The organism is Streptomyces sp. TLI_55 (assembly GCF_900206255.1).
GTDB lineage: Bacteria > Actinomycetota > Actinomycetes > Streptomycetales > Streptomycetaceae > Streptomyces > Streptomyces aquilus.
Map to the genome: position 1 here is coordinate 7,889,771 of NZ_OAOJ01000001.1, position 23,653 is coordinate 7,913,423.

24 protein-coding genes and 1 tRNA gene are annotated in these 23,653 nt (G+C 71.4%); 9 read left to right on the forward strand and 16 right to left on the reverse strand.

Annotated features, from left to right (window positions below; translation table 11 throughout):
• Window positions 1–13: 13 nt before the first annotated feature.
• Both cobF and CRP56_RS36090 read right to left on the reverse strand, forming a co-directional pair.
• On the reverse strand, window positions 14–787 hold the full coding sequence (gene cobF, locus CRP56_RS36085) for a precorrin-6A synthase (deacetylating) (protein ID WP_097271256.1): 774 nt from the start codon (window positions 785–787) through the stop codon (window positions 14–16).
• A gap of 49 nt (window positions 788–836) precedes the next feature.
• On the reverse strand, window positions 837–1,352 hold the full coding sequence (locus tag CRP56_RS36090) for a DUF309 domain-containing protein (RefSeq protein WP_097271258.1): 516 nt from the start codon (window positions 1,350–1,352) through the stop codon (window positions 837–839).
• A gap of 118 nt (window positions 1,353–1,470) precedes the next feature.
• Between CRP56_RS36090 and CRP56_RS36095 the strand changes: the two genes are divergently transcribed.
• Window positions 1,471–1,544 (forward strand) — tRNA-Pro (locus CRP56_RS36095).
• A gap of 83 nt (window positions 1,545–1,627) precedes the next feature.
• Here CRP56_RS36095 and CRP56_RS36100 read toward each other — a convergent pair.
• Window positions 1,628–2,512 (reverse strand): LysR family transcriptional regulator, encoded by an 885-nt coding sequence (locus tag CRP56_RS36100; RefSeq protein ID WP_097271260.1) that lies wholly within the window; start codon window positions 2,510–2,512, stop codon window positions 1,628–1,630.
• 134 nt (window positions 2,513–2,646) lie between these two features.
• On the opposite strand from CRP56_RS36100, the gene CRP56_RS36105 reads away from it, so the two are divergent.
• Entirely contained in the window at window positions 2,647–3,423 is a 777-nt protein-coding gene (locus CRP56_RS36105) for an SDR family NAD(P)-dependent oxidoreductase (protein ID WP_097271262.1), read from the forward strand.
• 42 nt (window positions 3,424–3,465) lie between these two features.
• On the opposite strand, the gene CRP56_RS36110 is transcribed toward CRP56_RS36105, so the two are convergent.
• From CRP56_RS36110 to CRP56_RS36130, 5 genes are all read right to left on the reverse strand, one after another.
• Complete coding sequence (locus CRP56_RS36110; protein ID WP_097271264.1) at window positions 3,466–4,110, reverse strand: response regulator transcription factor; 645 nt, start codon at window positions 4,108–4,110, stop codon at window positions 3,466–3,468.
• The gene (locus CRP56_RS36115) at window positions 4,062–5,387 is read right to left on the reverse strand and encodes a sensor histidine kinase (RefSeq protein ID WP_257041460.1); all 1,326 of its coding nucleotides are present in this window, start codon (window positions 5,385–5,387) and stop codon (window positions 4,062–4,064) included. The genes CRP56_RS36110 and CRP56_RS36115 overlap by 49 nt, the downstream gene beginning before the upstream one ends.
• A gap of 23 nt (window positions 5,388–5,410) precedes the next feature.
• Window positions 5,411–6,208, reverse strand: coding sequence for a CPBP family intramembrane glutamic endopeptidase (locus CRP56_RS36120; RefSeq protein ID WP_097271268.1), 798 nt, complete (start codon window positions 6,206–6,208; stop codon window positions 5,411–5,413).
• Between the two features lie 232 nt (window positions 6,209–6,440).
• The gene (locus CRP56_RS36125) at window positions 6,441–8,051 is read right to left on the reverse strand and encodes a DEAD/DEAH box helicase (protein ID WP_097271270.1); all 1,611 of its coding nucleotides are present in this window, start codon (window positions 8,049–8,051) and stop codon (window positions 6,441–6,443) included.
• Window positions 8,052–8,139: 88 nt separating this feature from the next.
• Complete coding sequence (locus CRP56_RS36130; RefSeq protein ID WP_059194910.1) at window positions 8,140–8,343, reverse strand: cold-shock protein; 204 nt, start codon at window positions 8,341–8,343, stop codon at window positions 8,140–8,142.
• Window positions 8,344–8,558: 215 nt separating this feature from the next.
• Here CRP56_RS36130 and CRP56_RS36135 point away from each other — a divergent pair, with 215 nt between their 5' ends.
• Both CRP56_RS36135 and CRP56_RS36140 read left to right on the forward strand, forming a co-directional pair.
• Window positions 8,559–9,224: an NUDIX domain-containing protein gene (locus CRP56_RS36135; RefSeq protein ID WP_097271272.1), complete on the forward strand. Its 666-nt coding sequence runs from the start codon at window positions 8,559–8,561 to the stop codon at window positions 9,222–9,224.
• A 93-nt stretch (window positions 9,225–9,317) separates the two neighbouring features.
• A complete protein-coding gene (locus tag CRP56_RS36140; protein ID WP_097271274.1) occupies window positions 9,318–10,301 on the forward strand; it encodes an aldo/keto reductase in 984 nt (327 codons plus the stop codon).
• Between the two features lie 8 nt (window positions 10,302–10,309).
• Here CRP56_RS36140 and CRP56_RS36145 read toward each other — a convergent pair whose 3' ends face one another.
• From CRP56_RS36145 to CRP56_RS36155, 3 genes are read right to left on the reverse strand one after another with little or no spacing between them, the layout of a single operon-like run.
• Window positions 10,310–11,095 carry a GntR family transcriptional regulator gene (locus tag CRP56_RS36145; RefSeq protein ID WP_097271276.1) on the reverse strand — a complete coding sequence of 262 codons (786 nt, stop codon included), beginning with the start codon at window positions 11,093–11,095 and terminating at the stop codon, window positions 10,310–10,312.
• A 34-nt stretch (window positions 11,096–11,129) separates the two neighbouring features.
• Entirely contained in the window at window positions 11,130–13,007 is a 1,878-nt protein-coding gene (iolD, locus tag CRP56_RS36150) for a 3D-(3,5/4)-trihydroxycyclohexane-1,2-dione acylhydrolase (decyclizing) (protein ID WP_097271278.1), read from the reverse strand.
• A complete protein-coding gene (locus CRP56_RS36155; RefSeq protein WP_097271280.1) occupies window positions 13,007–13,897 on the reverse strand; it encodes a PfkB family carbohydrate kinase in 891 nt (296 codons plus the stop codon). The genes iolD and CRP56_RS36155 overlap by 1 nt, the downstream gene beginning before the upstream one ends.
• A gap of 289 nt (window positions 13,898–14,186) precedes the next feature.
• Here CRP56_RS36155 and CRP56_RS36160 point away from each other — a divergent pair, with 289 nt between their 5' ends.
• Genes CRP56_RS36160 through CRP56_RS36180 form a run of 5 tightly spaced genes read left to right on the forward strand, consistent with a single transcriptional unit; the run spans window position 14,187 to window position 19,133 of the window.
• Complete coding sequence (locus CRP56_RS36160; RefSeq protein WP_097271282.1) at window positions 14,187–15,206, forward strand: sugar ABC transporter substrate-binding protein; 1,020 nt, start codon at window positions 14,187–14,189, stop codon at window positions 15,204–15,206.
• The gene (locus tag CRP56_RS36165; protein ID WP_179851352.1) at window positions 15,206–16,282 is read left to right on the forward strand and encodes an ABC transporter permease; all 1,077 of its coding nucleotides are present in this window, start codon (window positions 15,206–15,208) and stop codon (window positions 16,280–16,282) included. Before CRP56_RS36160 ends, CRP56_RS36165 begins: the two co-directional genes overlap by 1 nt.
• Before the next feature lie 4 nt (window positions 16,283–16,286).
• The gene (locus CRP56_RS36170) at window positions 16,287–17,204 is read left to right on the forward strand and encodes an ATP-binding cassette domain-containing protein (RefSeq protein ID WP_097274784.1); all 918 of its coding nucleotides are present in this window, start codon (window positions 16,287–16,289) and stop codon (window positions 17,202–17,204) included.
• Window positions 17,201–18,100 carry a sugar phosphate isomerase/epimerase family protein gene (locus CRP56_RS36175; protein ID WP_097271286.1) on the forward strand — a complete coding sequence of 300 codons (900 nt, stop codon included), beginning with the start codon at window positions 17,201–17,203 and terminating at the stop codon, window positions 18,098–18,100. Before CRP56_RS36170 ends, CRP56_RS36175 begins: the two co-directional genes overlap by 4 nt.
• 13 nt (window positions 18,101–18,113) lie before the next feature.
• Window positions 18,114–19,133, forward strand: a complete 1,020-nt coding sequence (locus CRP56_RS36180) for a Gfo/Idh/MocA family protein (protein ID WP_097271288.1) — start codon at window positions 18,114–18,116, stop codon at window positions 19,131–19,133.
• Here the strand turns inward: CRP56_RS36180 and CRP56_RS36185 are convergent.
• Genes CRP56_RS36185 through CRP56_RS36205 form a run of 5 tightly spaced genes read right to left on the reverse strand, consistent with a single transcriptional unit; the run spans window position 19,124 to window position 23,630 of the window.
• Window positions 19,124–19,582: a GNAT family N-acetyltransferase gene (locus tag CRP56_RS36185; RefSeq protein ID WP_257041461.1), complete on the reverse strand. Its 459-nt coding sequence runs from the start codon at window positions 19,580–19,582 to the stop codon at window positions 19,124–19,126. The two genes, CRP56_RS36180 and CRP56_RS36185, sit on opposite strands and share 10 nt — an antisense overlap.
• An 8-nt stretch (window positions 19,583–19,590) precedes the next feature.
• The gene (locus tag CRP56_RS36190) at window positions 19,591–20,619 is read right to left on the reverse strand and encodes a Gfo/Idh/MocA family protein (protein WP_097271292.1); all 1,029 of its coding nucleotides are present in this window, start codon (window positions 20,617–20,619) and stop codon (window positions 19,591–19,593) included.
• Window positions 20,616–21,620, reverse strand: a complete 1,005-nt coding sequence (locus tag CRP56_RS36195; protein WP_097271294.1) for a Gfo/Idh/MocA family protein — start codon at window positions 21,618–21,620, stop codon at window positions 20,616–20,618. The genes CRP56_RS36190 and CRP56_RS36195 overlap by 4 nt, the downstream gene beginning before the upstream one ends.
• A gap of 52 nt (window positions 21,621–21,672) precedes the next feature.
• The gene (locus tag CRP56_RS36200) at window positions 21,673–22,449 is read right to left on the reverse strand and encodes an SDR family oxidoreductase (protein ID WP_097271296.1); all 777 of its coding nucleotides are present in this window, start codon (window positions 22,447–22,449) and stop codon (window positions 21,673–21,675) included.
• Window positions 22,450–22,463: 14 nt separating this feature from the next.
• Window positions 22,464–23,630: a phytanoyl-CoA dioxygenase family protein gene (locus CRP56_RS36205; protein WP_097271298.1), complete on the reverse strand. Its 1,167-nt coding sequence runs from the start codon at window positions 23,628–23,630 to the stop codon at window positions 22,464–22,466.
• Between the last annotated feature and the right edge of the window lie 23 nt (window positions 23,631–23,653).

Genomic DNA, 23,653 nt, shown 5'->3' on the forward strand with positions numbered 1-23,653 from the left:
CCGCGCGGGTGCCTTATCCCTGGCGGGGGTTGCGGCGCAGCAGATACGTGTCCATGATCCAGCCCTTGCGCTCCCGCGCCTGAGCCCGCAGCCGCTCGATCCGCGGCCCGGCCTCGGCGATCGGCCCGGAGGCGAGGATCTCGTCCGGGGTGCCGATGTAGGCGCCCCAGTAGATGTCGATGTCGTCGTCCGCGTACTTCCGGAAGGTCTGGTGCGCGTCCAGCATCACCACCACGTCGTCCACCCCCTCCGGGAAGCCCTCGGCGAGCCGCCGCCCGGTGGTGATCTGCACCGGCCGCGCGACCCGGTTCAGCCCGGTCCGATGCCGCGCCACGAGCGCGGAGACGCTGCTGATGCCCGGTATGACGTCGTACTCCAACGCCACCGCGCCGCGCTCCAGGATCTCCTCCAGGATGCCCAGCGTGCTGTCGTACAGCGCGGGGTCGCCCCACACCAGGAACGCGCCGGTCTCGTCCTCGCCCAGCTCCTCGGCGATCAGCCGCTCGTAGATCGCCGCACGCGCGCTGCGCCAGTCCCCGACGGCGGGGGAGTAGGCCGCGCCGCCGGCCGTCCGGTCACGGTCGGGGTCACGCGCCTCGACGACGCGGTACGTCCCCTCCGGTATGTGCGTGTGCAGCATGTCCCGGCGCAGGTCCGTGAGGTCGCTCTTCACCTCGCCCTTGTCGAGGACGAAGAACACGTCCGTGTCCCGCAGCGCCCTGACCGCCTGGAGGGTCAGCTGGTCGGGGTCGCCCGCGCCGATACCGATGACATGAATCTTTCGCACGCCTTGAGTCTGCCGTACGCCACTGACAGTGACGGCACCGCGTCCAAGGTCAGGGTCGCAGGCGGGGTGCCCGGGCCCGCGCGTCGACGGCCCGTCCGTCCTCCTCCACGGTCCGCGCCAGCTCGCGCGCCCACCCGGCGAGACCGGCGAGGTCCATGCCGTACGGCCGTGGCCGCGCCGCCTGCGACGCCCAGGCCTCCACCGCCCCGGCACCGCGCCGCAGCAGCCGCGCCCCGCCCGTGAGGTTGCCCCGGGCCGCGTGCGTGAGCCCCACCGCGAGCTGGGCCAGGCCCCGCCACAGCTCCCGTTCCTCCTCGGGCCCCGACTTCCAGGCGTCCTCGAACACCTCGTGCGCATGGAACGGCTTCCCCGCGTCCAGCAGCTCCTGGGCCTCCGCGACGGACTGCTCCGGCGTCCGCAGCACCCCCTCGGGCTGCCGCTCCACACCGTCCGCGCCGTACGGCAGCGGCCGCCCCAGCCCGTCCCGCGGCCGGGCGTTGCGCGCCCGCCCCTCGTCGTCACGGTCCCGCGCCCCGGTCGGCCGTCCTGAGGATGTGCTGCCCATACGCCGATTGTCCCGCGCCCGCCGGGCACTCCTCACCGGGCCCTCTTCGAAGCGGTCCCCGGCGTGCGGTAAAGTACTCAACGCGTGATCACGCGGTTCCACCGCGCGCGAAACGCACCGGGACGTGGCGCAGCTTGGTAGCGCACTTGACTGGGGGTCAAGGGGTCGCAGGTTCAAATCCTGTCGTCCCGACTTTACGAAGTCGCAGGTCGAGGGCCGTTTCAGAGGAGATCTGAAACGGCCCTCGATCATTTTTTGGGGCAAGGCGTGCCAGGTCAGTGCTGCGGCATCGCTTCGGCGGCCGTGCGGGCCAGGGCGCGGATGAGGGGCGTGTGGCCGGTGGTGCGCCAGACCAGGGCCCAGTGGCAGTGCGGCGCGTCACGGATGGGCGGATACGCGATGGTGGGCCAGGGGTAGAAGTGCGCGGTCTCGGCCACCACCGCGCACACCGTGTTCCCACCGGCGACGAGAGACATCTGCTCGTGCCAGCTCGACGCGGTGGGCCCACGCCGGATGGGACGCCCCGAGGGTGTGCGCCGGGGATGGAACGCCTCCTCCATGCCGGACGGGAGTGAAGGCGAGGCCAGGACCGTGCAGTCGCCCAGGTCCTCCAGACAGACCGAGGCGCGGGTGGCGAGCGGATGCCCGGTGCTGACCATCAGGACCACGGGGGAGACGTGGGTGACAGGTCCGACGGTCAGATCGGGTTCGTCGACGGGCAGCCAGACCAGCGCCGCGTCCACCTCTCCGGCGCGCAACTCATCGAAGGGAGAGGTGGGTTGGATCTCGCGGTAGCGCACCTCGACAGCGGGGTGGCGGGCCCGGAACGGGTCGAGGACATGTCCGATCATCAGCGTCTCGGAGCCCATGACGCCCAACGACAGCGTGCCGCACACCCCGCCCGCGGCGGCGGTCGCACTGTGGATCCCCTCCATGATCTGCCGGTAGCCGGAGGCCAGGTCACGGTGGAGCTGCTCGCCGAGCGGCGTCAGCCGCACCGTGCGTGTGGTCCGCTCGAACAGTGGGGCCCCGATGCGCCGTTCCTGCTTCTTCACGGACTGGCTGACCCGGGCCGGGGTGACGTGCAGCCGCTCGGCGGTGCGCCCGAAGTGCAGCTCCTCGGCAAGGGCCAGGAAGATCTCGATGTCCCGCAACTCCATGCGCCCGCCCCCGGATTGTGAACCGCTCGGTTAACGGAACGGTACCGAGACGGCCGTTGATGGCCAGAGGCCGGACGGCGGATTCTGGGGCTGTACCGCGGCACCGCGGAGGCAATCCGAGAGGAGTGGGACCGATGGCAGCACTCACGGGCAAGGCCGCGCTGGTCACCGGCGCGTCGCGGGGCATCGGGCGGGGCATCGCCGAGCGCCTGGCCGCCGACGGCGCCCTGGTGGCCGTGCACTACGGACGGGACGAGGGCGCCGCGAAGGAGACCGTGGCCGCGATCGAGGCCACGGGTGGGCAGGCGTTCGCGGTGCGGGCCGAACTCGGCGTGCCCGGCGACGCGGACACCCTCGTCGACGCGGTCGCGGCGGGGCTTCGGGAACGTACGGGCACCGACCGGCTCGACATCCTGGTGAACAACGCGGCCCTCGACAAAGGCGCCGGCGACGAGACCCCCGAAGCCTTCGACCGCCTGTTCGCGGTGAACGTCAGGGCGCCGTACTTCCTCATCCGGCGCGCGCTCCCGCTGATGGGCGAGGGCGGCCGGATCATCAACATCGGCTCAGGAGTGACCCGCATCTCGGTCCCGGGAGAGCTGGCGTACTCGATGTCCAAGGCGGCCCTGGCCACGCTGGGCCGCAATCTCGCCAACGCGGTCGGCTCGCGGGGGATCACCATCAACACGGTCGAGCCCGGCACCGTCCACACCGACCGCACCGCCTGGCTGTTCGGCCATCCGCAGGCGGAGCAGATGGTCACCGGCAGCCAGGCCATCGAACGCGTGGGTGCTCCCGCCGACATCGCGGGGGTCGTCGCCTTCCTCGCCTCCCCTGACAGCGGATTCGTCACCGCGAACACCATCGACGCCAGCGGTGGCACGTATCTGGGCCCCAAGAACCTCGGCTGACGCGAAGGAGGGGGCGCCCAGCTCTCCGGGCCCGGGCGTCCGTCAGCGTCTGAGGTAGGCCAGGACGGCCAGCACACGGCGGTTGTCGTCGGCCGACGACTCGATGCGCAGCTTGGCGAAGATGCTCGCGGTGTGCTTGGCGACCGCGCTCTCGCTGATGTGCAGGGTGTTCATGATGGCGGCGTTCGAGCGGCCCTCGGCCATCAGCTTCAGTACGTCGTGTTCGCGCGGGGTGAGGTCGGAGGTGTTGCCCCGGGCGTCGCTCCGGGCGAGGAGCCGGGCGATGACCTGCGGGTCCATGACGGTGCCGCCGGATGCCACCGTCCGTACGGCGTCGATGAACTGGGCGGTGTGGGTGACCCGGTCCTTCAGCAGGTAACCGATGGCGCCCTGGCCGCCGGCGAGCAGCTCGTGGGCGTACAGCTGTTCTACATACTGGGAGAGGATCAGGACGGGGAAGGCCGGGCGGGTGCGGCGGGCCTCCAGGGCGGCCTGCAGGCCCTCGTCGGTGAAGGTCGGCGGCAGCCGGATGTCGACCACGGCGGCGTCCGGCCGCTCCTCGCGCAGGGCGCGCAGCAGGGCGGGGCCGTTGTCCACGGCCGAGACCACGTCGAAGCCGTGCTCCCGGAGCGTGCGGCTCAGCCCGTCCCGGAGCAGGAAGAGGTCTTCGGCGAGGACGATGCGCACGGTATCTCCAGGGTCGCGGTGGTCGGTCCGCCCGGCGGGCTGTGCAGGGCCAGGGACCCGTCGAAGGTACTCAACCTGCGCCGTACGCCGTGCAGTCCGCTGCCGCGGGAGGGGTCCGCCCCTCCGTGGCCGTCGTCGGTGACCGTGACGCGCAGCGCGGGGCCGGTGTGCTCGATACGGATGTGGACCTGGCGGGCGCCGGAGTGCTTGGCCGCGTTGGCGAGGAGCTCGCTCACCGCGAAGTAGGCGGCGGACTCGACGGGGGCCTGCAGCCGCCCGGGCAGCTGTGCCTCGACGAGCACGTCGAGCACGCTGTCGAGTGCCAGGGACCGTACCGCGTCGCCGAGTCCACGGTCGGCGAGGACGGGCGGATGGATGCCGTGGACCAGGTCGCGGAGGTCCTTCAGCGCCCGCGACGAGGTGGCGCGGACGTCGTCGAGGAGAGCGCGGGCGGCCGGGGGATCGGTGTCGAGGAGCAGGGTCGCCCGGTCCAGGGTCATGCCCAGGGCGACCAGCCGGGCCTGTGCCCCGTCGTGCAGGTCCCTTTCGATGCGCCGGAGTTCGGCGAACTGGGTGTCGAGCGCGTCGGCGCGGGTGTCGGTGAGGTGCTCGATGCGGCGCTCCAGTTCGGTGCGGTAGGGGGCGGACAGCAGCCGTCGGCTCCAGCGGGCGTGCCACCTCAGCGCGGTGGCGGCCAGCCGCAGCCCGGCCACGGTGAACACGAGGCCGAGGAGGAGGGCGGCGAGCATGGTGGCGGTGGAGCGCACAGGGATGAACGCGTACCAGTTGCCGTCGCCGAGGAGCCGCCAGACGAACGGCTGCACCAGCGCACCGAACAGCCCGTAGTGGACGAGCGCGAGCGGGAACGCGACCAGGAGCGCGCCGGTCCACGGCTCCAGCCAGGCCCATCTGAGGTCGTGCCAGAATCCGTCGTCGCCGAGGATCCGGGGCGCCCGGCGGCGGTGGTTCCCGGTGCGGCCACCGGGGTTTCCGGGGGCGAGAGGGTCCGGCGGGCTGATCCGGGTGCCCGTCCAACGCAGGGTCCAGGAGCGGTAGCGGTCGGAGAGCCGGCGCAGGGCCAGCGCGGCGGGCGGCAGCAGGGGAAAGCCCGCCCCCACCGGGAGCAGGAGCAGCACGCCCACCACGAGGCCGCCGACGGCGATCACCGCGAAGGCGGCGAGCGACAGCACCTGGCACCGCCCTACGGCGACCCAGCCGCGGCCGACCGTACCGCGGCCACCCGCACCCGTCCGTCCGTCCCCCGTTGCCCCGGCCACCGTCGTCCCGTCGTCCCGTCGCGTCAGCGTGCGCCGTGCAGCGGCGCCAGGACCCGCACCGCCGGTGCGCGCACCACCCACAAAACCGCCGCCAGCAGGCACGCGCCGCCGAACAGCACCATCGGCAGCACCGCGCCGGACTCATCATCCATGAACAGCAGCATCCCCAGGTTGACCAGGGTGTGGAAACCGCCCGCGAGCAGCAGACGGCCCGCTCGCACGCGCTCCAGAGCGAGCCCGAGGACGACCGACATCGCCACGGTGGCCAGCAGGAATCCGGCGGCGTAGGCCGGGGCCTGGGCGAAGACCTGGACGTGCCACAGGCCCCACACCACCCCCACCAGCGCCGAGGCCGACAGGGGACCGAACCGCCCGCGCACCAGCGGCTGGAGCAGGCAGCGCCAGCCGATCTCCTCGCCGCACGCGCCGACGAACTGCGCCACGACGATCAGCGCGAAGGGGTGACCGAGGGATCCCGGACCGGTCGCCCGGGGTGTGCCCTCCACGGCGGTGTACGCGGCCACGCTCAGGACGGTGATCAGGGGTGCCGTGAGCAGCAACAGCAGTCCCTGGCCGGCCCGTTCGCCTCCGGCGCCCACCGCCTCGTCCGCCCGGCGGCCGGGCAGGGCCCCGGCGAGCCGGCGCCGGACGCGGGACGGCCACAGCAGGGCCACCGCCCCTACCCCCAGGGCGGGGCCGAACTGGGTCAGCTGCACCACTTCCTGCGGTATCCCGGTCGCGGGCTGCACCGCCCCCAGCACCCCCGCTGCCACAAACGCGACGGCGAGGAACACACCTGCCTCCGCTTTCCACTCCCGCATGCTGCCCGGCCTCCTGCTCGATGGGTACGTGCGCGTCGTCCTCGGACGCGCCGCCGTCGACTCTGCCGGTCGCTGCGGGGTGGGCCATTGCAGGTAGCTGCCCAAGGGGGTGTACCCAGGTGCACTGTCCTGAGCAGGCCGTACGGCAAAGGCCGTTTCAGAGGCATCTGAAACGGCCTTTCGGTTGTGCTGTGCCGCGGGGGCCGGTCCGTGACCGGCCCCCGCGCGCGTTCTAGGCAGCGCCCCCGGTGGCCCGGCGGGGCGCCGTGCGACGGCCACCGGACGCGCGGCTCGCAGTGCCTCCGGACGCTGACCGGCGGGGGGCGGAGGTGCGGCCGCCCGCCGCGGGGGCGCCGCTCTTGGCCTTGCCGGTGCCGGTGCCGGACCGGCGGGTGGAGCCTTCGCTCCCGGCCCTGGGAGCACCGCCCGACGTGGCCTGGGACTGACCGTCGCCACCGCCGCCACGGCGTCGGCGACCGGGCCGGCCCCCGGCATTGGCTCCGGCCTTGCGGTCCGGGCGGGACTTCGCCGGTGCCGTCGGCTGGGGGACCTCGATGGTGACCGCCACGCCGGAGGGCTCGCGGGCGCCGGTGATGGTCGTCAGCGCGGCGTCGCTCGAGGTGACACGGGCCGTTCGGGCGCGGATGCCCGCGTCCGACATGAGCCGGGTGACGTCCCGCTTCTGGTCGGGCAGGACCAGCGTGACCACGCTGCCGGAACCGCCGGCGCGGGCCGTGCGGCCGCCCCGGTGGAGGTAGTCCTTGTGGTCGGTCGGGGGATCGACGTTGACGACGAGGTCGAGGTCGTCGACGTGTATGCCCCGGGCCGCGACGTTGGTCGCCACCAGCGCGGTGACCTGGCCGTTCTTGAACTGCTCCAGGGTGCGGTTGCGCTGCGGCTGGGAGCGGCCGCCGTGCAGGGCCGCCGCCCGGACCCCGACGGACAGCAGCCGCTTGGCGAGCCGGTCGGCGGACCTCTTGGTGTCGAGGAAGAGGATGACGCGGCCGTCCCGCGCCGCGATGCGCGTGGTGACGGCCTTCTTGTCGGTCTCGTCCAGGACGTGCAGCACGTGGTGCTCCATGGTGGTCACCGCGCCCGCGGACGGGTCCACCGAGTGCACCACGGGGTCGGTGAGGAACCGCTGCACCAGACGGTCGATGTTCTGGTCGAGGGTGGCCGAGAAGAGCATCCGCTGCCCGTCCGGCCGTACCTGCTGGATCAGCTTGGTGATCTGCGGCAGGAACCCCATGTCGGTCATCTGGTCGGCCTCGTCCAGCACCGTGATGCCGACCTGGTCGAGCACGCAGTCGCCGCGCTCCACGAGATCGTTGAGGCGGCCGGGCGTCGCCACCAGCACCTCGGCGCCGCGCCGGAGGGTGGCGGCCTGCTTGGTGATGGACAGCCCGCCGACCACGGTGGCCATCCGCAGGTTGACGGCCGTCGCGTACGGCGTCAGCGCGTCCGTGACCTGCTGGGCGAGCTCCCGGGTGGGCACCAGCACGAGCGCCAGGGGCGCCTTGGGCTGGGCACGCAGCCCGGACGTACGGGCCAGCAGCGCGAGCCCGAACGCCAGGGTCTTGCCGGAGCCGGTGCGGCCGCGGCCGAGCAGGTCACGGCCGGCCAGCGAGTTCGGGAGGGTGGCGCCCTGAATGGGGAACGGCGTGGTCACGCCCTGTGCGGTGAGGGTCTTCAGCAGCCCCGCGGGCATGTCCAGGTCGGCGAAGTCCTCGACGGCGGGAAGTGCGGGAGTGGTGCTTTCCGGCAGCCGGAATTCCTTCGACGGCGACGCGGAGGGTGAGGGGGACGAGGCGCGCCGGTTCGACTTCTGGGGCCTGCGGGACATGCGGTGGTCTGCCTTCCTGGAAACAGCACAAACCGGGGTCCGCACCAAGACGGTGCGGACCCCGGTGAGCGGAATACGCGTCCGGCGATCAGGCGGGGACGATGTTCTCCGCCTGGGGGCCCTTCTGGCCCTGCGTGACGTCGAAGGAGACCCGCTGGCCCTCCTGCAGCTCACGGAAGCCCTGGGACTGGATGTTCGAGTAGTGGGCGAAGACGTCGGGGCCGCCACCGTCCTGCTCGATGAATCCGAAACCCTTTTCAGCGTTGAACCACTTGACGGTTCCCTGTGCCATGACTTTCTCCTTCAGTAGGCAGAGGCCCCATCCGGAGATGCCGGAAAAACAAATAATGCGCCTGATGGATAAACATTCCCGTCAGGCGCACATAGGTTCATGGGTACCACAACTGCAACTCTGAGATCATAACACGTCGCGCGGCTCGGTGCCCAGGGATGATAGAAGGCGGGCATGACCGACTCGCACATCCTCAGCCTCCCGGCCGGTGCCCGATGACCGCCGGCATCGACACCCCGGACGGCCGCGGCCGCACCGGGCTCGACCGCACCGGCCTGGATCTCACCGGCAACCCCCGGGTCAAGGTCCGCGACGTGAAGCTGCTCTCCAGCCACTGGTACGTCGAGCGGGCCACCACCTTCGACTTCCAGCACGCGGACGGCAGTTGGCGCACTCAGCAGCGCGAGACGCACGACCGCGGCAACGGCGCCACCATGCTCCTGTACGACGCCGACCGCGAAACCGTCCTGCTCACCCGGCAGTTCCGCTTCCCCGTGTACGTCAACGGCCACCCCGACGGCATGCTCGTCGAGACCCCGGGCGGGCTGCTCGACGACGAGGACGAGCACCCGGAGATCGCCGTGCGCCGCGAGGTGGTCGAGGAGACCGGGCACACCATCGGCGAGGTCCAGCACGTCTTCGACGTCTACATGAGCCCCGGTTCCGTCACCGAGCGTGTCAGCTTCTACGCCGCCGCGTACGGCCCGTCGACCCGTACCCACGAGGGCGGCGGCCTGGACGAGGAGGGCGAGGACATCGAGATCCTCGAACTGCCCTTCCGCAGGGCCCTGGAGATGATCCGCACCGGCGAGATCGCCGACGCCAAGACGATCATGCTGCTCCAATGGGCAGCCCTGGAAGGGCCGTTCGCGCGTTCGTGACGCGTGCCGTGACCTCTTGACTTGAAGTGCGCTCCAGCAGCAAGACTCCCGTTCGCGCACCCCGACCGAGGGTGCGCAACGGGAGGGAACGTCATGAAGTACCGCACTATCGGCACCGATCCGAAGAACCGCCGCGAGGTCAGCGTCCTCGCCCTCGGCGCGATGCTGTTCGGCTCGCGCACCGACGAGGAGACCTCCTTCGCCCTCCTCGACCGCTATGTCGAGGCCGGCGGCAACTTCATCGACACGTCCGACAACTACGCCTACTGGGTCGACGGCGGACAGGGCGGCCAGAGCGAGGAACTCCTCGGCCGCTGGCGGCGCAGCCGCGGCATCGGCGCGGAGGTCTTCATCGCCACCAAGCTCGGCGCCCGCCCCCTGGCCCCCGGCACCGGCTACGTCGACAACGCCGAGGGCCTCTCGGCGAAGGTGATCCGCGAGTCCGCCGAACGCAGCCGGGAGCGGCTGGGCGTGGACAAGCTGGACCTGCTCTACGCGCACATCGAGGACTACGACGTCCCGCTGCGGGAGACGGTCGAGGGCTTCGGCGAACTCGTCGCGGAAGGCACCGTCGGACTGCTCGGTGTCAGCAACCACGCCGTGTGGCGGGTGGAGCGGGCCCGCGCGATCGCCGCCGCGGCGGGACTGCCCGGCTACGAGGTGCTCCAGTACGCCCACAGCCATCTGCGGCCCCGTCTCGACGTGCCGGACGACTTCTGGCCGGACGGCAGCCTCGGCCACGCGGGCGCGGAACTCCTCTCCTATCTGCGCGAGGAGCCCACGCTCACCCTGGTCGCCTACTCACCCCTGCTCAAGGGCGCCTACACCCACCCGGACCGGCTCCCCGCCGACTACGACCACCCGGGTACTCCGGCCCGCCTGAAGGTCCTGGAGGAGGTGGCCCGGGAGACCGGCGCCACCGTCAACCAGGTCGTCCTGGCCTGGCAGATCGGCGGCGCCCTGCCGATCCTCCCGTTGGCCGGGGTGTCGACCCTGGCCCAGCTGGAGGAGAACCTGGCTGCCGTCGACCTGGAGCTGACCGAGGAGCAGCGGGCCCGCCTGGACGGGGTCCGCTAGACAACACCTCATGGTCTGACGAGCAGTTGGAAGTCGAACGCGTACCGGGAGGCGCGGTAGATATGCGTCCCGTACTCCACCGGCCGCCCCGTGTCGTCGTACGCCGTGCGCTGCATCGTCAGCAGGGCGGCGCCCTCCCGCTCGTCGAGGCGGGTCGCCTCCTCGGCCGTGGCGCAGCGGGCGCCGATGGTCTGGTGGGCGCTGTGCAGGGTGACGCCCGCCGAACGCATCAGCCGGTACAGGCCCGTCGTCTCCAGTCTGGCGGTGTCGAGTTCGAGGAGGGTCGCGGGCAGGTAGTTGCACAGGACCGCGACCGGCTGTCCGTGCGTGGCGCGCAGCCGTTCCAGTACGACGACGTCGGCGCCCTCCGCGACGCCGAGCGCGGCGGCCACGTCGGCGGCGGCCGGGACGTGCTCGTTGCGCACCACCTGCGTGGTCGGCCCCTGCCCGGCCGCCTCCAGGTCGTCGTAGAGACTGCTCAGTTCCAGCCCGCGCTTGACCTGGCTGTGCACCACCTGCGTGCCCACCCCGCGCCGCCGGACCAGCAGCCCCTTGTCGACCAGGGTCTGGATGGCCTGGCGGACCGTCGGGCGGGACAGGCCGAGGCGTACGGAGAGGTCGATCTCGTTGCCCAGGAGGTTCCCCGGGGCGAGGGCCCCGTGCTCGATCGCCGCCTCCAGCTGCTGGGCGAGCTGGTAGTAGAGCGGCACCGGACTGCCCCGGTCCAGGGCGAAGTCCAGGGAGTCGAGCGCGGGGGCGGCAGCGGTGCGCGGGTGACCGCCGGTCTTCGCCATGGGGGTACCTCCTGGGTGGAGCGGGCGCGGGGCGTCACAGGTGCGGGCGGCGGGCGGTGACCTCGCGGTCGTACTCCTGCCGCGCCCGTACGGCGGCCTCGCGGGACGCGGTCTCGGCCACCGGTACGTCCCACCAGGCATCGGCCGGTGGCGCGGTCGGGCCGGCCGTGTCCGTCTCGACGTAGACGCAGGTCGGGCGGTCGGAGGCGCGGGCCGCGGCGAGCGCCTCGCGCAGTTCGCGGACCGTCTTGGCGCGCAGCACGTCCATGCCGAGGCTGCCCGCGTTGGCGGCCAGGTCGACGGGGAGCGGGGCGCCGGAGAAGGTGCCGTCGGCGGCGCGGTAGCGGTAGGCGGTGCCGAAACGCTCGCCGCCGACCGACTCGGACAGGCCGCCGATGGACGCGTAGCCGTGGTTCTGGACGAGGAGCAGGTTGATCGGCAGGCCCTCCTGGACGGCCGTGACGATCTCGGTCGGCATCATCAGATAGGTGCCGTCGCCGACCAGCGCCCACACGGGGGTGTCGGGGGTGGCGTGCTGGACGCCGATGGCCGCCGGGATCTCGTAGCCCATGCAGGAGTAGCCGTACTCCAGGTGGTACTGGCGGGGGCTGCGGGCCCGCCACAGCTTGTGCAGGTCGCCGGGGAGCGAGCCGGCCGCGTTGATGACGACGTCCTCGTCCCCGACCACCGCGTCCAGCGCGCCGAGCACCTGGGTCTGGGTCGGTACGGCGTTCTCGTCGGCGGCGGTGAAAGCGGCGTCGACGACCGCGTCCCAGCGGTCCTTCCCGGCGCGGTACTCGGCCTCGTAAACCGAGTTCACGCGATGATCCGCCAACGCCTCCGTCAACGCGGTCAGTCCCGACCGCGCGTCGCACACGAGTGTCCGCGCGGCCAGCTTGTGGGCGTCGAACGCGGTGATGTTGAGGTTGACGAACCGGACGTCCGGGTTCTGGAAGAGGGTGCCGGAGGCGGTGGTGAAGTCCGTGTACCGGGTGCCCGCGCCGATCACCAGGTCCGCGGTGCGGGCGAGGTCGTCGCTGACGGCCGTGCCGGTGTGGCCGATGCCGCCGAGGTCGGCCGGATGGTCGTGCCGCAGCGAGCCCTTGCCGGCCTGCGTCGAGGCGACCGGGATGCCCGTGGCGTCCACGAGCGCCTTCAGCGCCTCCTCGGCCCTGCTGTGGTGCACCCCGCCGCCCGCCACGATCAGCGGCCGCTCGGCGGCCCGGATCGCCGCCACGGCCGCCGTCAGCTCGTACGGGTCGGGCGCGGGACGGCGTACGTGCCACACGCGCTCGGCGAAGAACTCCTCCGGCCAGTCGTACGCCTCGGCCTGCACGTCCTGGGGGAGGGCGAGGGTGACCGCGCCCGTCTCGGCGGGGTCGGCGAGGACCCGCATGGCGTTCAGGGCGGACGGGATCAGGGCCTCGGGGCGGGTGACGCGGTCGAAGTAACGGGAGACCGGGCGCAGGGTGTCGTTGACCGACACGTCCGCCTCGGTGGGGTGCTCCAGCTGCTGGAGCAGCGGGTCGGGGGCGTGCGAGGCGAAGTAGTCGCCGGGGAGGAGCAGGACGGGAAGGCGGTTGATGGTGGCGAGGGCGGCGCCGGTGACGAGGTTGGTGGCGCCGGGGCCGATGGACGTCGTCACCGCCTGCGCGGAGAGCCGGTCGAGCTGGCGGGCGTAGCCGACGGCCGCGTGCACCATGGCCTGCTCGTTGCGGCCCTGGTGGAAGGGCATCGCCTCCTCGCCCGCCTCCAGGAGGGCCTGGCCGACGCCCGCCACGTTGCCGTGGCCGAAGATGCCCCACGTACCGGCGATCAGCCGATGGCGTACGCCGTCGCGCTCGGTGTACTGCACGGACAGGAAGCGCACCAGGGCCTGGGCGACGGTCAGGCGGCGGGTGGGGGTGCTCATCAGGAGGTCTCCGGGGCTGTTTGGAGGGGGAGGCAGGGGGTGGGATGTTCGGTGTGTTCCGTGTGGCCCGTGTGCTCCGGGTCGTCGTGGTGGGCGCCGCCCGCGTTGGCGTACCGCACGATCCGCTCCAGGTCCCAGCCGGACAGCAGACCGTGGCAGAGCGAGCCACCGAAGGCGTCGCCCGCGCCGAGGCCGTTGACGACCTCGACGGCCACCGGTGGTACCTCGGTGCTGCGGCCGTCGCGGTGCACCGCCAGCACGCCCTCGGGGCCCCGCTTGACCACGGCCAGTTCCACCCCGGCCGCCAGCAACGCCTCGGCGCACGCGCGGGGTTCACGGACTCCGGTGGCGAACTCGCACGCGTCGAGGTCGCCGATCGCGACCGTCGCGTGGCGCAGGGCCTCCGCGTAATAGGGGCGCGCCTCCTCAGGGGCGCCCCAGGCCGGGTCTGTCCAAAGAGCCGGACGCCAGTCGAGGTCGAACACGGTCACGCCCGTCTTCTCGCGGGACTTGAGGGCGGCGAGGGTCGCGGAGCGGCTGGGCTCCGCGCTCAGACCGGTGCCGGTGATCCAGAGGATCCGGGCCGAGCGGAGTGCGAAGTAGTCCAGCTCGTCGGCGCCGAGCGTCGGCGTCACCCAGCGGTCGTCGACCCCGGACTCCTTGAGCGCCAGAGGCAGGGAGGAGCCGAAGGGATCGTCGCCGGTACGGGTGATGACGGCGGCGGAGCGCCCCAGCCGGGCGGCCGCGACGGCGACGTTCGCCGCAGAACCGCCCAGGAACTTCCCGAAGGTCTGCACATCGCTCAACGGCACGCCCGACTGCTGTGGGTGAAGATCGACTCCTGTGCGGCCGATCGTGATCAAGTCGAAGGGCTGGGCGGATCCGGCCATGCGCGATGCTCCTCGGACTCGGCTGGACGTGCGCCCCGCGTGGGGGCCTGCGAGTCTCAGGTGTAGGACGTGGGAGGTGACCCTGTCAATGGTTTGTACTTACATTCGGACCTGATCGTGAAATGATGTCTTAACAAAGTATTGACAGCGGGCACGCCCAGGGATTTGATTCCGTCCCAGTACAAGCGCCGTATTTGCGGCCCGCGACCCGGACATGCCAAGATCCCGGGCCTCGGATCACCGAGATCTCTCTTCCTTTCCCCCGTAAGCACAGTGAGGTGCAGGAAAGATGGACCGCTCTTCTCGCTCTCAGTCCCGCAGATTCGCCCCGGTCGTGGCGTTGGCGGCGGCCGCTGCCCTGACCCTCGCCGGCTGCTCCAGCAGTTCCGGGGGCAAGAAGTCGGAGGAGAGCGCGGACGGCGCCTCCGCCGGCAAGGCCAGCACCCCCCGCATGACGGTCGCGCTGGTCACGCACCAGTCGCCCGGCGACACCTTCTGGGACATCGTCCGCAAGGGCGCCGAGGCCGCCGCCGCCAAGGACAACGTCAAGCTGATCTACACCAACGACCCGAGCGCCGGCGGCCAGGCCACCCTGGTGCAGAACGCCATCGACCAGAAGGTCGACGGCATCGCGGTCACGCTGGCCAAGCCGGACGCCCTGAAGGACGTCATCGCCAAGGCGAAGACCGCGAAGATACCCGTCGTCGGCCTCAACTCCGGTGTCAGCGAATGGCAGAAGCTCGGCCTGCTGGAGTTCTTCGGCCAGGACGAGACCGTCGCCGGTGAGGCGCTCGGCAAGCGGCTGAACGACGAGGGCGCCAAGAGCGCCGTATGTGTCATCCAGGAGCAGGGCAACATCGGTCTCACCCAGCGCTGCGACGGCGTGAAGAAGACGTTCTCGGGCAAGTTCCAGACGGTCAACGTCAACGGCGCCGACATGCCGTCCGTGAAGTCGACCATCACGGCCAAGCTCAGCCAGGACAAGTCCATCGACTACGTCGTCGCCCTCGGCGCCCCCATCGCGCTGACCGCCGCGCAGTCCGTGTCCGACGCCGGCAGCAAGGCCAAGGTCGCCACCTTCGACCTCAACAAGGACCTGACGGGCGCCATCAGCAAGGGCACCATCGCCTTCGCGGTCGACCAGCAGCCGTACCTCCAGGGCTACTTGGCGATCGACTCGCTGTGGCTCTACAAGAACAACGGCAACTACATGGGCGGCGGCGAGCAGCCGGTGCTGACCGGTCCCGCGTTCGTGGACAAGTCCAACGTCGACGCGGTCGCGCAGTACGCCGCGAAGGGCACCCGGTGATCCGAATGACCCAGCACGCCGAGCCGGCGGTGACCACACCGCCGGCCCCCGGCCCGAAGGAGACCGACGGCCGGACCGCTGAACGTCCCCTGGCGCTGCGGCTGTTGGCCCGCCCCGAGGTAGGTGTCTTCCTCGGTGCCGTCGCTGTCTACGTGTTCTTCCTGGTCGCCGCGCCGCCGGTGCGCGAAGGCAGCGCGATGGCCAACATCCTCTACCAGTCGTCGACCATCGGGATCATGGCCCTGCCGGTCGCGCTGCTGATGATCGGCGGCGAGTTCGACCTCTCGTCCGGCGTCGCGGTCATCACCTCCGCGCTCACCGCGAGCATGCTCGCCTACCAGCTCACGCTGAACGTGTGGGTGGGCGTCGTCGCCGCCCTGGTCGTGTCGCTCGCGATCGGGTTCCTCAACGGCTGGCTGGTGGTGAAGACCGGTCTGCCGAGCTTCCTGATCACCCTGGGCACCTTCCTGATCCTCCAGGGCGTGAACCTGGCGGTGACGAAGCTGGTGACCGGCAACGTGGCCACCGATGACATCAGCAACATGGACGGCTTCTCCGGCGCCAAGAAGATCTTCGCCTCGTCCTTCGAGGTCGGCGGCGTACAGATCAAGATCACGATCGTGTACTGGCTGGTCTTCGCCGCGCTGGCGACCTGGGTGCTGCTGCGCACCAAGTACGGCAACTGGATCTTCGCGGTCGGCGGCAACAAGGAGTCGGCGCGGGCCGTCGGTGTCCCGGTGACCTTCACGAAGATCTCGCTGTTCATGCTGGTCGGGTTCGGCGCCTGGTTCGTCGGCATGCACAACCTGTTCTCCTTCAACACCGTGCAGTCGGGTGAGGGTGTCGGGCAGGAGCTGATCTACATCTCCGCGGCCGTCATCGGCGGCTGTCTGCTCACCGGTGGTGCCGGTTCCGCGATCGGCCCGGTGTTCGGGGCGTTCATGTTCGGCATGGTGCAGCAGGGCATCGTGTACGCCGGGTGGAACCCGGACTGGTTCAAGGCCTTCCTGGGCGTGATGCTGCTCGGCGCCGTCCTGATCAATCTGTGGGTCAGCCGTACGGCGACCCGGAGGTGACGTGATGACATCCAACGGAACCCAGGGAACCCATGGGGCCATCCTCGCCGACACCGCCCCCCAGGGGAGCGACGGCGTGATCGTCGAACTCCGCAACGCGGGCAAGTCGTACGGCAACATCCGCGCCCTGCACGGCGTCGACCTCAAGGTCCATCCCGGCAAGGTCACTTGTGTGCTGGGCGACAACGGCGCGGGCAAGTCGACGCTGATCAAAATCATCTCGGGTCTGCACCAGCACACCGAGGGCGAGTTCCTCGTCGACGGCGCCGCGGTGCGGTTCTCCACCCCGCGCGAGGCCCTAGACAAGGGCATCGCCACCGTCTACCAGGACCTCGCCGTGGTCCCGCTGATGCCGGTGTGGCGCAACTTCTTCCTCGGCTCCGAGATGACCAAGGGGCCCTGGCCGCTGCGGCGCCTCGACATCGACCGGATGAAGAAGACGGCCGACGAGGAGCTGCGCAACATGGGCATCATCCTCGATGACCTGGAGCAGCCGATCGGCACGCTCTCCGGCGGCCAGCGCCAGTGCGTGGCGATCGCCCGCGCCGTCTACTTCGGCGCCCGCGTCCTGATCCTGGACGAGCCCACCGCCGCCCTCGGCGTGAAGCAGTCCGGTGTGGTGCTGAAGTACATCGCCGCCGCCCGCGACCGCGGCCTCGGCGTCATCTTCATCACCCACAACCCGCACCACGCCTACATGGTCGGCGACCACTTCAGCGTGCTGCGTCTGGGCACCATGGAGCTCAACGCCTCCCGTGACGACGTCAGCCTCGAAGAGCTCACCAACCACATGGCCGGCGGCTCCGAACTCGCCGCGCTCAAGCACGAGTTGGCACAGGTGCGAGGCGTGGACGTCGAGGAGCTGCCCGAGGCGGCCGACCTCACCGCACCGGTGGTGACGACCAAGGAAGACCTGTCGTGACCGCCCTGGACCGCATCCGGGTCGGCTCCGCCCCCGACTCCTGGGGCGTCTGGTTCCCCGACGACCCCCAACAGGTGCCGTGGGAACGGTTCCTGGACGAGGTCGCCGAGGCCGGCTACTCATGGATCGAGCTGGGTCCGTACGGCTATCTGCCGACCGACCCGGCCCGGCTCACCGACGAGGTCGCCCAGCGGGGCCTCAAGGTCTCGGCCGGCACGGTCTTCACCGGACTGCACCGCGGTCCCTCGGTGTGGGAGGCGACCTGGGCGCACGTCAGCCAGGTCGCCGCGCTCACCCAGGCGATGGGAGCCGGGCACCTCGTCGTCATCCCGTCGTTCTGGCGGGACGACAAGACCGCCGAGCTGCTCGAACCCCCGGAGCTGACCCATGAGCAGTGGGCGCACCTCACCAAGGGCATGGAACGGCTCGGGCACGAGGTCAAGGAGGTGTACGGCCTGGACCTCGTCGTCCATCCGCACGCCGACACCCACCTCGACACCGAGGACCACGTCGAGCACTTCCTCGACTCGACCGACTCCGAACTCGTCAACCTCTGCCTGGACACCGGGCATTACGCCTACTGCGGCGGCGACAGCGTCAAGCTGATCGAGACGTACGGCGAACGCATCGGCTATCTGCACCTCAAGCAGGTCGACCCCGCGATCCTCGCCGACGTGGTGGCGAACGAGGTGCCGTTCGGCCCGGCCGTGAAGCGCGGTGTGATGTGCGAACCGCCCTCCGGCGTACCGGAGTTGGAGCCGGTGCTGGTGGCCGCGCAGAAGCTGGGCGTGGAGCTGTTCGCGATCGTCGAGCAGGACATGTACCCGTGCGCACCGGACAAGCCACTGCCGATCGCGGTGCGCACCCGCAAGTTCCTGAGGTCCTGCGGCGCCTGAAGGGGGCGACGACATGACGCGGAGCGACACTCTCCGAGTCGCCGTCATCGGAACGGGAAAGATGGGCGCCGACCATGTGCGGCGCATCCAGGAGGTCGTCAGCGGGGCTCGGGTGAGCGCCGTCGTCGACGTCGACGCGGAGCGCGCCAAGGCCGTGGCGGCCCGTGTCGACGGCTGCACCGCCTACACCGACCCGGTCACGGCGATGGCCGCGGACGACGTCGACGCCGTACTGATCGCCTCCTCGGGCCCCGCGCACGAGGCCGCCCTGCTGGCCGCCCTCGAACGCGACCTCCCGGTGCTGTGCGAGAAGCCGCTCACTCCGGATGCGGCCTCGGCCCTGCGCGTCCTGGAGGCCGAACGGCGACTGGGCCGCCGCCGCGTCCAGGTCGGCTTCATGCGGCGCTACGACCCCGAGTACGTACGCCTCAAGGCGCTGCTGAACACAGGACAGTTGGGCCGTCCGCTGCTGCTGCACAACCGGCACCGCAACGCGGCCAGCCCGCCCTTCTTCACCAGCGAGATGCTCATCAGCGACTCGGTGGCGCACGAGACGGACGTGACCCGCTGGCTGCTCGGCCAGGAGATCACCGCCGTCACCGTGCTGCGGCCGAGGCCCTCGGTGAACGCGCCGGACGGCTTGCAGGACCCGCAGTTCGTGGTGTTCGAGACGGACGGCGGCGTGGTCGCCGACGTGGAGATCTTCGTCAACTGCGGCTTCGGCTACCAGGTGCAGGCCGAGGTGGTCTGCGAACGCGGCACCGCCCGCATCGGCGACGGCCACGCCATGGTCACCAACATGGCGGGGCGTTGGGGCGGCACCATCGCCCAGGACTTCACCGACCGCTTCGCCGACGCCTACGACCGCGAGCTCCAGGCCTGGGCCGACGCCACCCGCCGGGGCGAGGTAACCGGTCCGAGCGTGTGGGACGGGTACGCGGCCGCCGCCGTCTGCGAGGCCGGGGTACGGGCGCTGACGGACGGCGGGCGGGTGGCGGTCGAACTGGTGGAGCGGCCGGGGCTCTACGCCTGACCGGGTTCCGGGAGCGCCCGCGTGAAGACCACCATCGGCTGCCCGGGACCGTTGTAGTCCTCCACGATGCGGGCGTCGAAGCCCAGGCCACGATGGAAGGCGACCGATCCCGTGTTGGTCACCGAGGTGATGGCCTTCAGCCGGACCGCGCCCTGCTTCCGCGCGGCCTCGGTGAAGGCTCCGTAGAGCCGGCGGCCGAGCCCGGTGCCGCGCAGGTCGTCGCGGGTGGCGATCAGGTGGACGTACCCGGTGGCGTCGGGCGTGACGAACCCGACGAGATAACCGTGGATGCCGTCCTCGGCCCGGGCCACCAGGCAGGTCGACCCGAACTCCTGGACCAGGGCCAGGAGATGGAGGGAGCGGAGGTCGCGGTCGCCCCAGTAGCGGGAGTGATCGGCGAGAACCTGCTGGATGTCGGTGACCCGGGCGAGAACGATTGGTGCGGGCATGCCGTCGATCATGACAGGCGCGGGAGCGCCGACCGGGGGCGTGGCTCGAAGCCCGCCGCGCGGTAGCTCGCGTCGATCAGTTCCATCGTCGCCACCGCGTCGTCCGCGTCCAGCGGCAGCGGCGTCCCCTCGCGCACCCGCGCCGCGAACGCGTCCAACTGGTAGGTGTACGACGACCTGGTGCCGAGCCGCTCCGTGCGCTCGCCCGCGTCGGTGCGCACCACGACCCGGTCGTCGAGGTGCGGCAGCACGAAGTTCGTCGCGGTCGCCTCACCCCGGCTGCCGATGATCCGGCAGCTCATGTCGAGACCGTCGTACGCCATGTGGCAGCGCGCGGACGCCGTGGCCCCGCCCGGGAACTCCAGCTCCACGTCCAGCCATTCGTCCACGCCCGGCGCCCCCGCCCGCTCGCCGCCGCGCGCGGAGACGAGTCGGGGGGTGCCGCCGCCGAACGGGGCCAGCATGCGCACCGCGTGCAGGCTGTAGCAGCCCAGGTCCATCATCGCGCCGCCGGCCAGCGGCAGCGACCAGCGCGGGTCGGTGTCCGGGGGCGCGGCGATGGCGACCATCGTCTCCACCCGCTGGAGGTCGCCGAGTTCACCGCTCTCCAGCAGCTCGTGCAGGCGCCGGGTGACCGGGTGGAAGAGGTAGTGGAACGCCTCCATGAAGACGGTCCCGGACTTCGCCGCCGCCTCCCGCACCTCGGCGGCCTCCGCGGCATTGCTCGCCGACGGCTTCTCGGACAGCACATGCTTGCCCGCCGCGAGGGCGGCGAGGTTCCACGGCCCGTGCAGACCGTTGGCGAGGGGGTTGTAGACGACCTCGACCTCGGGGTCCGCGATCAGGTCGGCGTAGGAGCCGACGACCCGCTCCACACTGTGCTCGCGCGCGAACTCCTCGGCGCGGGACCGGTCGCGGGCGGCCACCGCGACGACGCGGTGGCCGGTCGTCCGGGCCGGGGCGATGAGGGAGCTCGCGGTGATCCGCGCGGCTCCCAGGACTCCGATGCGCAGTGGTTCCCGGCCCGGCTCGGTCATGCCTGCCGTACCTCCTCGATGGTGACGGGGCGGTGCTCGTGCAGGGACAGTGTGCACGCCTCGGCGATCCAGCCCGCCTCCAGGGCGTCCTCCACCGTGCACGGGGAGGGCCGGGTGCCGGCCACGACCTCGGTGAACGCGGTGAGTTCGGCGCGGTAGGCGGCGGTGAAGCGGTCCATGAAGAAGTCGTGCGGCGTGCCGGCCGGGAACGTCACCCCGGGCTCGACCGAGCGCAGCGGCAGCTTGTCCTCCAGGCCGACCGCGATGGAGTCCTCGAAGCCGTGCAGCTCCATGCGGACGTCGTAACCCCGCTTGTTGTGGCGGGAGTTGGAGATCACCGCGATCGTGCCGTCGTCCAGGGTGAGGATCGCGCCGGTGGTGTCGGCGTCGCCGGCCGCCTTGATGTAGTCGGCGCCGCGGTTGCCGCCGATGGCGTACACCTCGACGACCTCACGGCCGGTCACCCAGCGGATGATGTCGAAGTCGTGCACCGAGCAGTCCCGGAAGATGCCCCCGGAGGCGGCGACGTACGCGGCGGGCGGCGGCGCCGGGTCCAGGGTCGTCGAGCGCACGGTGTGCAGCTTGCCGAGCTCGCCACTCTGCACGGCGGCCCGCGCGGCCACGAACCCGGCGTCGAAACGCCGGTTGTAGCCGATCTGGATCGGCACGGTCGTGCCCTGGATCGCCTTGAGGACCGCGACACCCTCGCTCATGTGCTTGGCGACCGGCTTCTCGCAGAAGACCGGGATGCCGGCCTCGACACCGGCCAGGATCAGCGCCGGGTGGGCGTCCGTCGCCGCCGCGACGACGATCCCGTCCACGCCGGCCGCCAGCAGGGCCTCCGGCGAGTCCACGACCTCGCCGCCGAACTTCTCCGCGGCGGCCTTGGCGGCGTCCGCGAACGGGTCGGTGAGGACCAGCGACTCGACCGCGTCGAGTCCGGAGAGGGTCTCGGCGTGGAAGGCGCCGATACGGCCGAGGCCGAGGATTCCGATGCGCATGGGGGTTGCAGCTCCTTGAGGGTTTTTGCGTCGATCAGTGGATCAGCGGGGGCTAGTCGAGTCCGCCGAGGACGTTCTGGTCCCAGTCGATCACCGATCCGGTGACCACGCCGGACCGGTCGGACAGCAGCAGGACCACGAAGTCGGCGATCTCGTCCGGCTGGCCCAGCTTGCCCATCGGCAGCTTCGCGGCGGCCTGCTCACGCCAGTCGTCGCCGGCGCCGTGGAAGGTCTTCTGGGTGGCGTCCTCGCCCTCGGTCGCCGTCCAGCCGATGTTCAGGCCGTTGATCCGCACCCGGTCCCAGCGGTGCGCGTGCGCGGCGTTGCGGGTCAGGCCGATCAGCCCGGCCTTCGCGGCGACGTACGGGGCGAGGAACGGCTGCCCGCCGTGCGCCGAGGACGTGATGATGTTGACGACCGTGCCGGGCGCGCCCCGCCCCACCATGTCGGCGACCGCGGCCTGCATCGCGAAGAACGGCGCCTTCAGGTTGATCGCGATGTGCTGGTCGAACAGCTCGGGCGTGGTGTCGAGCAGCGTGCCCCGGGAGGTGAGCCCCGCCGAGTTCACCAGGCAGTCGATCCGGCCGTACGCCGCCACCACGGACGCCACCGACGCCTTCGCCTGCTCGGCGTCCGCGAGGTCGGCCCGTACGAACATCGCCTTGCCGCCCGCCGCCGTCAGCTCGGCCACCAGCGCCTCACCCGGCTCGGGGCGCCGCCCGGACACGGCCACCACCGCGCCCTCGCGCACCGCGGCCCGCGCGATCGCGGCACCGACGCCCTGGCTCCCGCCGTTGACGAGGACGATCTTGTCGTCGAGAAGTCCCATGAAACCGAGTCCCTTCAGCTCTCGCGCCGCTCGGCGGCCGCCCGCAGCCCGTCCCGCAGAGTCCGCGGCGTCCACCGCTCGCGCAGCGCCCGCCGGACGAGATCCGCCTGCGAGGGCGGGGCCAGACCGTCGACCGGCGGATCGCTGTCGAGGTTGGTCGGGAACGGGTAGCCCTCGGCGCTGGCGGCGATGACGTTGGCCAGCCATTCCTCGCTCGCGCCCTCCGTGGCGCGGCGCAGCAGCACCGGGTAGACCGCGTTCGCCATCGTCTCCCGGTCCACGGTCTCCATGGCCCGCCCGAACGCCGAGGACACCTGGAGCAGATTGGCGATCCGCCGGACATCGGTGGTGCGGTTGGTGCCGGCCGCGTGGAACAGCGCCGGGTTGAAGAAGACGGCGTCGCCCTTGGCGAGCGGCAGCTGGACGTGGTGCTCCTTGAAGTACGCCTGGAACTCCGGCCGCCGCCACGCCAGATAGCCCGGCTCGAAGGTCTGCGAGTACGGCAGGTACAGCGTGGGCCCGGACTCCACCGGCATGTCGCAGTGCGCGACCGCGCCCTGGAGTGTGAGCACGGGGGAGAGGCGGTGCACATGGGCCGGGTAGGCGGCGGCGACCTCGTCGGAGAGGAAACCGAGGTGGTAGTCGCGGTGCGCGGTCTGGGCGAGGCCGCCCGGGTTGACGACGTTGACCTGGGAGGTGACCTGGTAGCCGGGGCCCAGCCAGGCCTCGGAGACCAGGGCGAGAACGGGATTGGCGTAGTAGTCGGCGAACGCCGTCGGGTCGTACAGGGCGGCCTTCTCCAGCGCGTTCCACACCCGCTCGTTGGCGCCGGGCTTCGCGAAGTGGTCGCCGGCGGTGGCGCCCGCCGCGTCCTGCTCGCGGATCAGCGCCTCGAAGACCGCGGTGGCCCGGTCCACGACCGCGGCATCGGGGAACGCGCCCCGGAACACCACGACTCCGGGCCCGTCGGTGAGGGCCCGCACCAGCTCCTCCTGGACCTCACGGCGGTCCCCGGCCGCTGCGACGCGCTCACTGTCGTAGAGCAGGACGTTGCGCTCCACGGCCTCGGCGTACGGATAGTCGGCCGGGTCGGTGGTCCGCTCGACGAGCGGACGCAGGGCGGCGAGGTCGCAGTCCTGCTCGGACAGCCAGGCCCGGCGGTGTACGGCGGTGAAGGACATCGGTGTCCTCTCGGTGACGGGGC